The organism is Pseudomonas sp. MPDS, from assembly GCF_013283895.1.
GTDB lineage: Bacteria > Pseudomonadota > Gammaproteobacteria > Pseudomonadales > Pseudomonadaceae > Aquipseudomonas > Aquipseudomonas rhizophila.
Map to the genome: position 1 here is coordinate 4,485,378 of NZ_CP054128.1, position 11,665 is coordinate 4,497,042.

The 11,665-nt window shown below is 49.7% G+C and carries 12 protein-coding genes; all 12 read right to left on the minus strand.

What is annotated here, in order from left to right:
• Window positions 1-162 precede the first annotated feature (162 nt).
• The 12 genes from HQ912_RS19680 to rpsA all read right to left on the minus strand — a co-directional run bounded on the left by HQ912_RS19680 (window position 163) and on the right by rpsA (window position 11,657).
• A complete protein-coding gene (locus HQ912_RS19680; protein ID WP_173407193.1) occupies window positions 163-570 on the minus strand; it encodes an FdtA/QdtA family cupin domain-containing protein in 408 nt (135 codons plus the stop codon).
• Window positions 567-1,133 (minus strand): dTDP-4-dehydrorhamnose 3,5-epimerase, encoded by a 567-nt coding sequence (gene rfbC / locus HQ912_RS19685; protein WP_173407194.1) that lies wholly within the window; start codon window positions 1,131-1,133, stop codon window positions 567-569. The genes HQ912_RS19680 and rfbC overlap by 4 nt, the downstream gene beginning before the upstream one ends.
• Window positions 1,133-2,011, minus strand: coding sequence for a glucose-1-phosphate thymidylyltransferase RfbA (gene rfbA, locus HQ912_RS19690; protein WP_173407195.1), 879 nt, complete (start codon window positions 2,009-2,011; stop codon window positions 1,133-1,135). Before rfbA ends, rfbC begins: the two co-directional genes overlap by 1 nt.
• Window positions 2,001-2,906 (minus strand): dTDP-4-dehydrorhamnose reductase, encoded by a 906-nt coding sequence (rfbD, locus tag HQ912_RS19695; protein ID WP_173407196.1) that lies wholly within the window; start codon window positions 2,904-2,906, stop codon window positions 2,001-2,003. Before rfbD ends, rfbA begins: the two co-directional genes overlap by 11 nt.
• Window positions 2,903-4,045: a dTDP-glucose 4,6-dehydratase gene (gene rfbB, locus HQ912_RS19700; protein ID WP_173407197.1), complete on the minus strand. Its 1,143-nt coding sequence runs from the start codon at window positions 4,043-4,045 to the stop codon at window positions 2,903-2,905. The genes rfbD and rfbB overlap by 4 nt, the downstream gene beginning before the upstream one ends.
• Window positions 4,035-5,045 carry an NAD-dependent epimerase gene (locus tag HQ912_RS19705; RefSeq protein ID WP_173407198.1) on the minus strand — a complete coding sequence of 337 codons (1,011 nt, stop codon included), beginning with the start codon at window positions 5,043-5,045 and terminating at the stop codon, window positions 4,035-4,037. Before HQ912_RS19705 ends, rfbB begins: the two co-directional genes overlap by 11 nt.
• A complete protein-coding gene (locus HQ912_RS19710) occupies window positions 5,042-6,370 on the minus strand; it encodes a UDP-glucose dehydrogenase family protein (protein WP_173407199.1) in 1,329 nt (442 codons plus the stop codon). Before HQ912_RS19710 ends, HQ912_RS19705 begins: the two co-directional genes overlap by 4 nt.
• 1,078 nt (window positions 6,371-7,448) lie before the next feature.
• The gene (locus HQ912_RS19715; protein ID WP_173407200.1) at window positions 7,449-8,519 is read right to left on the minus strand and encodes an LPS O-antigen chain length determinant protein WzzB; all 1,071 of its coding nucleotides are present in this window, start codon (window positions 8,517-8,519) and stop codon (window positions 7,449-7,451) included.
• Between the two features lie 194 nt (window positions 8,520-8,713).
• Window positions 8,714-8,938 (minus strand): LapA family protein, encoded by a 225-nt coding sequence (locus HQ912_RS19720; protein WP_160891928.1) that lies wholly within the window; start codon window positions 8,936-8,938, stop codon window positions 8,714-8,716.
• A 26-nt stretch (window positions 8,939-8,964) separates the two neighbouring features.
• Entirely contained in the window at window positions 8,965-9,261 is a 297-nt protein-coding gene (ihfB, locus tag HQ912_RS19725) for an integration host factor subunit beta (RefSeq protein ID WP_047226313.1), read from the minus strand.
• 146 nt (window positions 9,262-9,407) lie between these two features.
• A complete protein-coding gene (locus tag HQ912_RS19730) occupies window positions 9,408-9,686 on the minus strand; it encodes a hypothetical protein (protein ID WP_076385780.1) in 279 nt (92 codons plus the stop codon).
• Between the two features lie 276 nt (window positions 9,687-9,962).
• On the minus strand, window positions 9,963-11,657 hold the full coding sequence (gene rpsA / locus HQ912_RS19735; protein WP_014337228.1) for a 30S ribosomal protein S1: 1,695 nt from the start codon (window positions 11,655-11,657) through the stop codon (window positions 9,963-9,965).
• Between the last annotated feature and the right edge of the window lie 8 nt (window positions 11,658-11,665).

Genomic DNA, 11,665 nt, shown 5'->3' on the forward strand with positions numbered 1-11,665 from the left:
GCAGCTAGAATGAATATCAGCCAGAGGGCGTATAAATACATTATTCGGTAATTTTTCGCCTTCAGTATCATTCACTGCAAAACTCCTCTAGGCCCTAGCCCCCCTAGGACTGACCTCCAACAAAAGCTCCAAGAGAGCCTACTCAAGAGCTACTGACATAGATTATCTGCCAACTCGCTTCAGAAACTCTTGGTAGTCCCGTATGTAGTCACATTCATCATAGTGTTCACTTGCAAGAACCAATAGAACACAGTCGCTGCTAAAATCATGCATTTCTCGCCAGACCATACTCTCGATCAGCAAACCCTTGGTTGGATTGTCCATCCAAGCTTCTTCACGGGTATGACCATCATCCATTACCATTCTAAACTTACCAGCTACACAAATGGCAATTTGCTTCAGGTTCTGATGCGCATGAAAGCCTCTACTGACGCCTTCGGCAGTGCGATAAATATAGTACACGCGCTTGACATCAAACGGAATGGCTTTCTCTAACCCGATTTCAAGGGCTACAAGGTCACCGCGCTCATCACCTAAACTTTGAAAATCAATCCACTTAATCAGGCTCAATTGCCCTCCCAAAGACTCACAGACAACAACGGCGCGTCTTGATCTTTTTGATTAACTATCAATATTTCCAGTTCCGGCCAAACAATACTCAATTCGGGATCACTCCAGCAGACGGCCGCCTCACAATCCCTCACATAATAGTCAGTAGTTTTATACTGAAAATGAGTATTATCTTCCAACGCAACAAAGCCATGGGCGAAACCCTCTGGAATCCAGAGCATCCTACGATTATCAGCGCTCAAGAGCACACCTACATGCTGCTTAAAAGTAGGAGAATTTTCACGAATGTCAACGGCCACATCAAAAACCGCACCATGTGTTACCCTTACAAGCTTCCCTTGAGCATGTGGTGCGCGCTGATAATGTAGACCGCGCAATACACCTTTCATTGAGCATGACTGATTATCCTGTACAAAACGACGAGGCTGCGGTAGGCCCAACTTACTGAGTTCGCTATGGAAACGCCCCTCGTTGAAACTTTCCATGAACCACCCTCGCTCATCATTGAAAACCTGAGGCTCAATTAGAACGACATCTGGAATATCTGTCTGTACCAACTTCATTATTTCGTCCCTTTGAACAAGTCAAATAGATACTGTCCATAGGCTGTTTTCTTTAGCAATTCCGCCTGTACTTCAACCTGTTGCTTGGTCAGCCATCCATTATTAAAGGCAATCTCTTCTAAACACGCAACCTTCAACCCTTGACGCTGTTCAATTGTATGAACGAAATGGCCAGCCTCCAGCAGGGATTCATGTGTTCCAGTGTCCAGCCAGGCAAAGCCGCGTCCGAGCATTTCAACATTGAGATTCTGACGCTCAAGATAGATCCGATTGATATCGGTAATCTCAAGTTCACCACGTGCTGATGGCTTGATAGATTTGGCAACCTCTACCACGCTATTGTCATAAAAATACAGACCGGTCACTGCATAGTTTGATTTAGGGTTGACTGGTTTTTCTTCGATGCTGATTGCACGCCCATCAACATCAAACTCCACAACCCCAAATCGTTCTGGATCAGATACGTGATAGCCGAAGACGGTTGCACCTTCATTACGCGCCTTGGCCGAGCGCAGCTTGTCCGAAAAATGCTGGCCGTAGAAAATGTTATCACCAAGAATCAAACAGCAGCTATCAGTACCGATGAATGCTTCACCAATTAGAAACGCCTGAGCTAAGCCATCTGGTGACGCTTGCTCTGCGTAACTCAGTTCGATTCCAAACTGACTACCATCTCCCAATAACTTTTGAAAGTTTGGTAAATCTTCTGGTGTTGAAATAATCAAAACCTCACGAATTCCAGCCAGCATCAGTACTGACAGTGGATAATAGATCATTGGCTTGTCATAGATAGGCAACAGCTGTTTCGAAACACCCAGCGTAATCGGATGCAAACGCGTACCGGATCCACCCGCCAGAACAATACCTTTACGATTCATTAGACAAACCTTGTGCTTCCATCATCATTCGTGATAAACCCGATTGCCATGTGGGTAAATGGACACCAAAAGTATCGCGTAGCTTGCTACAGTCAAGGAGGGAATTGAGCGGGCGTTTTGCCGGCGCCACATAGTTGCTACTCGATATCGCTTCAAGCTCCTTAACCTTCAACTCGACACCATATGATCTAAGCATATTGAATACAAACTCTGCGTAACCATACCAAGACACCCTACCCGCAGCCGTTAAATGATAAAGACCACTGATGCCAGCACCTGAAATAGCGCTGCGTAAGGCATGAGCAGTCACGTCCGCGATTAGCGCGGCAGATGTCGGCGATCCCACTTGATCATCAATCACTTTCAGTAGTTCACGCTCAGCAGCTAGGCGTATCATTGTTTTCGCAAAGTTGTTACCCCGCGATGAATATACCCAACTAGTTCGGAAAATCAGATGCTTGCAACCACTACGTTCAATTGTCTTCTCCCCTTCCAGTTTCGTGTGTCCGTAGACATTCAACGGCGCGGCAACCGCACTTTCTTGCCATGGCTTCGCTCCACCACCATCGAAGACATAATCAGTGGAGTAATGAACCATCCAGCTGCCTTGCTCTGCCACGACAGCCGCAATGCACTCGGGCGCTAGAGTATTGATCCGCCGAGCCTCCTCTGGATCGGACTCCGCCTTGTCCACTGCGGTATATGCAGCAGCATTGACCACGACATCAGGCCTAATCAAACGGAGTGTTTGCCTTATGCCGTCAAGATCCCGAAGGTCTCCCACGAGCCCATCAGCCCCGGCTCTACCGAGTGCGATCACCTGCCCAAGTGGCTCTAGAGAGCGCTGGAGCTCCCAACCAACTTGGCCGTTTTTACCAAGCAGCAGGATCTTCACGGACGCACAGTCCTCTCACTGTAATTCTTATCTAACCACTGTTGATAACTGCCACTTTTGACATGAGCAACCCACTCAGGATTATTTAAGTACCATTCAACGGTCTTCCGAATACCTGACTCAAATGTTTCATTTGGTACCCAGCCAAGTGTTTTTTGAATTTTCCGAGCGTCGATTGCATAGCGCAGATCATGGCCTGGACGGTCCTTCACATGGGTAATCAGCTCCCGATAAGATTCCCCAGGCAAACCTGCGTTATTCATCGCAGTAACAGCCATTTCATTATCAACAGAGGCATCGCTGTGCAAAGGTCGAAGCTCATCCAGCAACGTACAAAGTGCTTGTACAACCTCAATGTTCTGTTTCTCATTGTGGCCACCAATATTGTAGGTCTCACCAACTTCACCCTTCGTAAGCACTGTATATAATGCGCACGCGTGGTCATCGACATACAACCAGTCTCGCACCTGATCACCCTTGCCATAGATTGGTAGTGGTTTACCCTCCAGCGCGTTGAGAATCGTCAGAGGAATAAGCTTCTCAGGGAAGTGGTAGGGACCATAATTATTAGAGCAATTGGTGATAATTGTCGGCATACCATAGGTACGCCGCCAAGCACGGACCAGATGGTCTGAACTAGCCTTGCTAGCAGAGTACGGAGAACTCGGAGCATAAGGCGTCTGCTCAGTGAACAATTCATCGGGGCCTTCCAGATCACCATACACTTCGTCAGTGGAGATATGATGGAAACGGAACGCAGCTTTTTTAACCTCGTCCATTTCTGACCAGTACCGACGGGCAGCCTCGAGAAGAATATAGGTTCCCACGATATTGGTTTCGATAAACGCAGCAGGCCCCTCAATAGAGCGATCAACATGGGACTCCGCAGCCAAGTGCATTACCCCGTCGGGCTGATGAACTCGAAAAACCCGATCTAGTTCAGCGGCATCGCAGATATCCACCCTCTCAAAGGAGTAGCGCTCATTGTCACTGACGCCCGAGAGCGATTCGAGGTTGCCTGCATATGTCAATTTGTCTATGTTAACGACATGACACGATGTGTGTTCAAGTATATACCGGACGACTGCAGACCCGATAAAGCCAGCACCGCCTGTAACCAGAATTTTTTTAATAGCCATAGTATTTTTTATACCAACTGACAAAACTATCTATACCACTCTCAATAGAAACTGAAGGTTTGAATCCGGTATCATTTATTAAATCATCAATATCTGCAAATGTTACAGGCACATCTCCAGGCTGCATGGGCAAAGAATTCTCTACCGCTTTTTTACCACATGATTTTTCAAGCGCATCAATAAAGCGCCTCAGTGTTACAGGATTATTATTGCCAATATTGTATACCTTATAAGGTGCATGAGCATTTGTTTCCGGGACATATTGTGGCGCCGGCACCGTGCCCAACACTTTAATAACGCCATTTACGATATCGTCAATATAAGTAAAATCACGCTTCATCTCACCATGATTATATACATCTATTGGGTCACCCGCTAAAATAGCCTTGGTAAACTTATAATAGGCCATATCAGGACGCCCAAACGGCCCGTATACAGTAAAGAAACGCAAACCCGTAGTGGGGAGGCCGAAGAGATGGCTATACGTATGGGCCATCAGCTCATTTGCTTTCTTAGTTGCTGCGTACAAACTAATTGGATAATCCACGCAATCTGAGGTACTAAATGGCTGCGTTGGATTCATTCCATATACAGAGCTTGAAGAAGCATAAACAAGATGCTTCACACCGCTTCGATAACATCCTTCCAGGACATTTAGAAACCCGACGACGTTAGCATCAACATATGCGTGGGGATTTTCAATTGAATAACGGACACCGGCTTGCGCAGCAAGATTCACAACAACATCAAACTGAGTTGAGTCGAACAAAGCAGACATCGCCATCCTGTCGGACAAATCCAATATCTCGAAGGTATAAGAATCCTTTATTCCACGCAACGCAATAAAATGAGCAAGCTCTTGAAGACGAGCCTCCTTCAAGGCCGGATCATAGTAGTCATTTAGATTATCAATTGCTGTGACCGCGTGCCCGTTTTTCAACAAAGCCTTTGTCAGATGAAATCCGATAAAACCTGCACCTCCCGTCACTAGAACTTTCATTGTGGACGACCAATGGAGTAATAGATAAAACCCTTCTTAGCCATGCTTACCGGACTAAAAATATTTCGCCCATCAAAAATAACTGGCTGTTTTAATGACGCTTTGATCACCACAAAATCCGGAACCCGAAAATTCTGCCACTCGGTTACAATTATCAAGGCAGTGGCTCCTTGTAGAGCTGCCTCTTTGTTTGGACACAACGTGAGGTCATCCCGCTCACCATATATTCGGCGTGTTTCTTCCATGGCCTCAGGGTCAAATGCCTGGACCTTGGCGCCAACCTGCCATAATGCCTCCAATAAAACTCGACTTGGCGCTTCTCGCATGTCATCAGTATTAGGCTTGAAGCTCAATCCCCACACAGCAAAAATTTCGCCGCTCAGATCGCCCTCAAAATGCTGTTCTATTTTCTTGAACAGTACCGCTTTCTGTTCTTCATTGCGCGCTTCTACAGCCTTAAGAACCTTGCTCTCGACCCCGATGTCATCCGCAGTGCGAATCAAGGCCTGAACATCTTTCGGGAAGCAAGAACCGCCGTACCCGCAACCGGGGTAAATAAAGTGATAGCCAATACGAGGGTCGGAGCCTATGCCTTGACGCACCATTTCGATATCAGCCCCCAACTTTTCAGCGAGGTTCGCCATTTCATTCATGAAGCTAATTTTCGTCGCCAGCATGCAATTCGCTGCATATTTGGTGAGCTCCGCGCTGCGCACGTCCATGATGATGATCTTTTCATGGTTCCGGTTGAAAGGGGCGAACAACTCACGCAGCACCTCCTCAGTTTTGGAACTTCCCGTACCAATAACAATGCGATCAGGACGCATACAGTCGGCCACCGCAGAGCCTTCCTTAAGGAATTCAGGATTAGATGCCACGTCAAAACTCAAGTCCTGACGACCCCGAGCCAAAAGCACCTCATTGATACGCGCCGTCACCAGATCAGCTGTACCCACGGGTACGGTGGACTTGTCGACGATGATTTGCGGACACTCCATGTGCTGACCTATGGACTCCGCAACAGCTAAGACGTACCTGAGATCTGCAGAACCATCTTCATCTGGCGGCGTCCCAACCGCGATGAACTGGACCTCACCGTGCCGAATAGCCTTAGCAGCATCGGTAGTGAAATTAAGTCGACCCGCAGCTTGATTTTCCTTGACCAGTAGCTCCAGACCAGGCTCGTAGATCGGAATGCAACCTTGCTTCAGACGCTCTACTTTGCAGGCATCGATATCAACACACACTACGTCATGACCCACTTCTGCCAGCACGGCGCCTTGCACCAGACCAACATAACCGATACCAAAAACCGTAATTTTCATGAAACTTCCTTTTCAGCGCCAATCTTGAATGGCCAGAATTTGACAGCCATCACTCCAGCGTCATCAGCATCAAACGCTCGGTTATTCAGTTACTCGACTAACCACTGACGCATCACGCAACCGATGCGGGCGCTTTCGCAAATCTCGCCATTATGATGAAAACACATCAAGTCACCAAGGACCAGAAAACGGCATCGTCACCCATACTCGCCGAAGAATCAGACATCACAATGCCCCTAGCTTTCAGCAGCATACATGGTGAGTAATGCGGGAACACGGACACACCTGAGGATCACAGGACGCGTTTACCGAGTTTTCAACGCTCACAACCGGAGTATTTATTATTAAGTATACCCCTTGAAAGCCACTCTAATCGCAACCAAACGCGCTCGCAGGCCTTTCACTCCCTCGTTACGGACTCCCGCGCGTGCGCCGCACTCACGACAGTATCGACCGGCTCTCATAGAGCTACACAGCGCCTGTCTTCCACGCCTCCTGCCAGGACTGCAACTCTTCCCAGGGAGGAACGACTGAAATAGCCATCATTTTTTGATGTTCCCTATGCTAAAGCTCAACAATCATGAATCGATCAAAAACAGCCCCATCCCACCTGAATCAACGATTCACTACTCTGATCGTGCGCTTTCAGAGTATCGGACCCGCATTGCAGGCGCATCTCGTCCACACCACATCATTCATTTTCGCGACCACCAGCTCGACATCGCAAACAAATGCCCTGCCGCTAAGAATAGTTCTCGCTAGGTCACACAAGCGCCCTTCTTACAGCTAAACCGCTTGATCACGTAAAAGATACTCAACCTTGGCTCCCACCTGTGCTTTTGAGTATTCCACCTAACTCCACTCCAGCAAAACTCACCATTCCGGCGCGCAACACATAAAAAATCACCGGACCAGCAGCTCGGAACCGATAGCTAGAATGCTTATTGACACACCAAAAAGCCTGTCTGCATTGGGAATAGCATCCAATGCGGACAGGCTCAAAATAAAAACCGAACAGGAAGCACTTACGCCTTTGACTGACAACTACCAGTCATGACTCATGCTGATGGAGTGGCATTCAGCCACGACTGACTTGCCCACCTTGCGACTCCTCCCGACTGCGGGTCAATAAAGACCGGATCAAAGCGGTAATCCCGCCCAATAACAACCCAGCCAAGACACCCAACGCCAGGATCAAGCCCTTTTTAGGTTTTATCGGACTCTCCGGCACTTCAACACTACCATCCTGCCGATAAACCGAAATCCTTTCAGGGTCAACATTCAACTTACGATATAAACCGTACTGCATCTGCAGCGGCCGTAAATCAGTGATGAATGCATCATCAGAAGACCTGGACTCCAGCGCATTGATTTCCGCCGCCAATGCTTTGCTACCCCGCTGGTAATCCATTTTATCGCCGGTCTCTACCGTGATATCCACCGCTGCAGAAGAGTTGATTATCGGCGAGGTCAAACCGATCGCTTCAGCGATCTTCAACGCCTCCCTCAACTGCTGAATCCGGTCCTCGCGAACTCGCTGGGCAGTCTCGCGCAAGCTCACAATTTGCTGCTCGAGGTTACGCGCATTTACCGACGCCTCGGTGCTCACGTTCTTGACCAGCTCCGACTCAGCAGCTTCACTGGCGTGCTGGACGTAGATCTTTGCCCACTCGGTGGCCCGAACAGGGTCCCCACCTTGAACGGCCACCGAAAAGCGATCTGGCGTATCTTTTCCCGGCCCTTTAATCACCAGTTCCCGGGAAAAGCGCGCATACAAACGGTCGAGCGCGCCCTGTCGCTGAGACTCATCGAGGGAGGGAAGATAAATCTCATTGAAGAACTTCTGACGCAGGGACTCGCCTTGAAGGTTCCTGGCAAAAACGTCATAAACATACTTGATCGAATAAGGTTCCAGATCTGTGCTTTTCCCACGACCAAAATTCAGCTCGGCTATATCATTCTGCGTTGGCGGCATGATGAAAAGCTTGGACTCATAGACCGGCTTACTGAGAAACGCATACGCAGCCGCACCTACCGTGACTAAAAGAGTCACACCAATGATCAGCCATTTTTGGGACCAAAGCCCCTGAGCAAGGGCGATAAGGTCAATCTCATCAGAGCGATGGGTTTCGACTTGATTATTTTGCATCTGAGGCCTCGTGTCCTTTTTTTGACATAGCGCCCGCACACAAACTGGACGCGCTAAAAGGCAGAACGAGCAGACCCTCGGCGGATACCGCAGTAAACTGAGTTAAATTAAATACGATCAAAACGCACCCAAAAGCCAGGAAAAAGTTGCAGACAGTGATCCTTTACACAAAGACTTCCGGGCTCACACATCCATTATTTAAACCGTCGGCGCAGGCCCATGAACCATGCGAATAACGGGCCCAACATCATACCAGCGAGAAACGCCAACAGCACGAAAACCGAAACAGGAACCTGCGGCGTCGACCAGCCCAAGAACAACAATGCGACAGAGTGGGTATTTTCAAGCACAAACAGAACGATGACTGCAGCCACTAGCAACGCGAGCAAGACGAGGGCAAAACGTTTAAAGCGATGCATGAATTTCCCCTTGCATAAACGCCTCCTTACAGGTCATCCCCCTCCTCCTCATTGACGCGATCCCTGAGTTCCTTGCCCGGCTTGAAATGCGGAACAAATTTACCGTCCAGGCTCACGGATTGGCCGGTTTTGGGATTGCGACCGACACGCGGCGCACGGTAATGGAGAGAGAAGCTGCCGAAGCCACGGATCTCGATGCGGTCTCCGGTCGCCAGGCACTGGGACATTTGCTCAAGCATGGTCTTGATGGCCAGCTCCACATCTTTAGATGAGAGTAGCCCTTGATGGGTGACAATTCGTTCGATCAACTCCGACTTCGTCATATTTTTCCCTTCTTTTTCAAGCAGCTAGGAAAATCGCTTGAAAAGGTTTTAGCATGACCGGAAGAATTTGAACAGCCCAAGTCTTGACATATCTTCATCCTGTCGTATTTGCCCCGCTTCTGCACAAGCCTTGCACTTGAGCGCATTCAACGACAAATGACCAACATCGTGCGGGTCAGGTAGCCTGCCGGATTGAAGCCGAATGGATACTGATCTTCATCCTTGGCATCATCGGAGCGAGTGATGACTTTGTACCCTGCGCCCTTGCACTCCTTCGCAGCGCGCTTGTGGCATTTTTCCCAGCCCGATCCCAGGCCGGAACAATCGACCTCGATGCCACTGACGCCACGCACCGCATGGGTCTTGGCACTTGTGGTGCAACCTGCCAAGGCCAATACCGCGAATACCAGGATGAGCCTGTTCATTCGTCTCCTTAAATAGCCAGCACCCGACTGGGTGGTGTCTGACCTGACGCTATCGCGAGCAGGCTCCCCCCCACATTGGCCCGGGGAGACCAGGGCATCCACAGTCTAACCTTGAACAGGTGATTGATCTGCTTAAAGAAAGAGACAGTTAGGTTGCAGGATTGGTTTCACTGCCGAGTCAGACAGAGGAGCCAACTTACAAACAGGCCAGTTTTCCCGAATCACGCCCACAAAAAAGGGCGACCGAAGTCGCCCTTTTTTATGGTCTGACAGAACTCAGTTCTGCTTTTCCATCTGTGCACGCAGCAGGTCGCCCAGAGTGGTAGGACCAGCAGCAATGTCAGAGGTAGCTGGCTTGTCGCGCAGGCTCTGGATTGCTTCTTTCTCTTCAGCATCGTCTTTCGACTTGATGGAGAGCTGGATTACGCGGCTCTTGCGGTCAACGCTGATGATCTTGGCTTCTACTTCTTCGCCTTCTTTCAGAACGTTGCGCGCGTCTTCAACGCGGTCACGGCTGATTTCGGAGGCTTTCAGAGTCGCTTCGATATCGTCGGCCAGGGTGATGATGGCGCCTTTAGCGTCAACTTCTTTCACGATGCCCTTAACGATTGCGCCTTTATCGTTCTCTTGAACGTACTCGGAGAACGGATCGCTTTCCAGTTGCTTGATGCCCAGGGAGATGCGCTCGCGCTCTGGGTCAACCGACAGGATAACGGTGTCCAGCTCGTCGCCCTTCTTGAAGCGGCGCACGGCTTCTTCGCCCACTTCGTTCCAGGAGATGTCGGACAGGTGAACCAGACCGTCGATGCCACCGTCCAGACCAATGAAGATACCGAAATCGGTGATCGACTTGATGGTGCCGGAGATTTTATCGCCCTTGTTGAACTGGCCAGAGAAATCTTCCCATGGGTTAGATTTGCACTGCTTGATGCCCAGGGAGATACGACGACGCTCTTCGTCGATGTCCAGAACCATAACTTCCACTTCGTCGCCGACTTGTACGACTTTCGAAGGGTGGATGTTCTTGTTGGTCCAGTCCATTTCGGAAACGTGTACCAGACCTTCAACGCCTTCTTCCAGCTCAGCGAAGCAGCCGTAGTCGGTGAGGTTGGTAACACGAGCGGTGACGCGGGTGCTTTCTGGGTAACGGGCTTTGATAGCAACCCATGGATCTTCACCCAGTTGCTTGAGGCCCAGGGAAACACGATTGCGCTCGCGATCGTACTTCAGAACCTTGACATCGATCTCGTCGCCAACGTTGACGATTTCCGAAGGATGCTTGATACGCTTCCAGGCCATGTCGGTGATGTGCAGCAGGCCATCGACGCCACCCAGATCGACGAATGCGCCGTAATCGGTGAGGTTCTTGACGATACCCTTGACCTGCTGGCCTTCCTGCAGCGATTCCAGCAGAGCTTCACGCTCGGCGGAGTTCTCGGCTTCCAGGACACTGCGACGGGAAACGACAACGTTGTTGCGCTTCTGGTCCAGCTTGATGACCTTGAATTCCAGCTCTTTGCCTTCCAGGTGCGTGGTGTCGCGCACTGGACGGACGTCAACCAGGGAACCTGGCAGGAACGCACGGATGCCGTTAACGTCGACAGTGAAGCCGCCTTTAACCTTACCGTTGATAACGCCCTTGACCACTTCCTCAGCTGCGAAAGCCGCTTCCAGAACGATCCAGCATTCAGCGCGCTTGGCTTTTTCACGGGACAGCTTGGTTTCACCGAAGCCATCTTCAACCGAGTCCAGCGCAACGTGAACTTCGTCACCGACGTTGATGTTCAGTTCGCCAGCGTCGTTGTAGAACTGCTCAAGCGGGATGAGTGCTTCAGACTTCAGACCAGCGTGAACGGTTACCCAGCGAGCTTGGTAATCGATATCAACGATAACACCGGTGATGATGGAGCCTGCCTGAAGGTTCAGGGTTTTCAGGCTTTCTTCAAAGAGTTCCGCAAAGCTTTCGCTCATTTTAATTC

What these genes read in the sequence shown, in the direction of transcription:
- rfbC (WP_173407194.1), bottom strand. Translation starts at nt 1,133, where the DNA reads ATGAAGTTGGTACAGACAGATATTCCAGATGTCGTTCTAATTGAGCCT.
- rfbA (WP_173407195.1), bottom strand. Translation starts at nt 2,011, where the DNA reads ATGAATCGTAAAGGTATTGTTCTGGCGGGTGGATCCGGTACGCGTTTG.
- rfbB (WP_173407197.1), bottom strand. Translation starts at nt 4,045, where the DNA reads ATGGCTATTAAAAAAATTCTGGTTACAGGCGGTGCTGGCTTTATCGGG.
- HQ912_RS19705 (WP_173407198.1), bottom strand. Translation starts at nt 5,045, where the DNA reads ATGAAAGTTCTAGTGACGGGAGGTGCAGGTTTTATCGGATTTCATCTG.
- HQ912_RS19710 (WP_173407199.1), bottom strand. Translation starts at nt 6,370, where the DNA reads ATGAAAATTACGGTTTTTGGTATCGGTTATGTTGGTCTGGTGCAAGGC.
- HQ912_RS19715 (WP_173407200.1), bottom strand. Translation starts at nt 8,519, where the DNA reads ATGCAAAATAATCAAGTCGAAACCCATCGCTCTGATGAGATTGACCTT.
- HQ912_RS19720 (WP_160891928.1), bottom strand. Translation starts at nt 8,938, where the DNA reads ATGCATCGCTTTAAACGTTTTGCCCTCGTCTTGCTCGCGTTGCTAGTG.
- ihfB (WP_047226313.1), bottom strand. Translation starts at nt 9,261, where the DNA reads ATGACGAAGTCGGAGTTGATCGAACGAATTGTCACCCATCAAGGGCTA.
- HQ912_RS19730 (WP_076385780.1), bottom strand. Translation starts at nt 9,686, where the DNA reads ATGAACAGGCTCATCCTGGTATTCGCGGTATTGGCCTTGGCAGGTTGC.
- rpsA (WP_014337228.1), bottom strand. Translation starts at nt 11,657, where the DNA reads ATGAGCGAAAGCTTTGCGGAACTCTTTGAAGAAAGCCTGAAAACCCTG.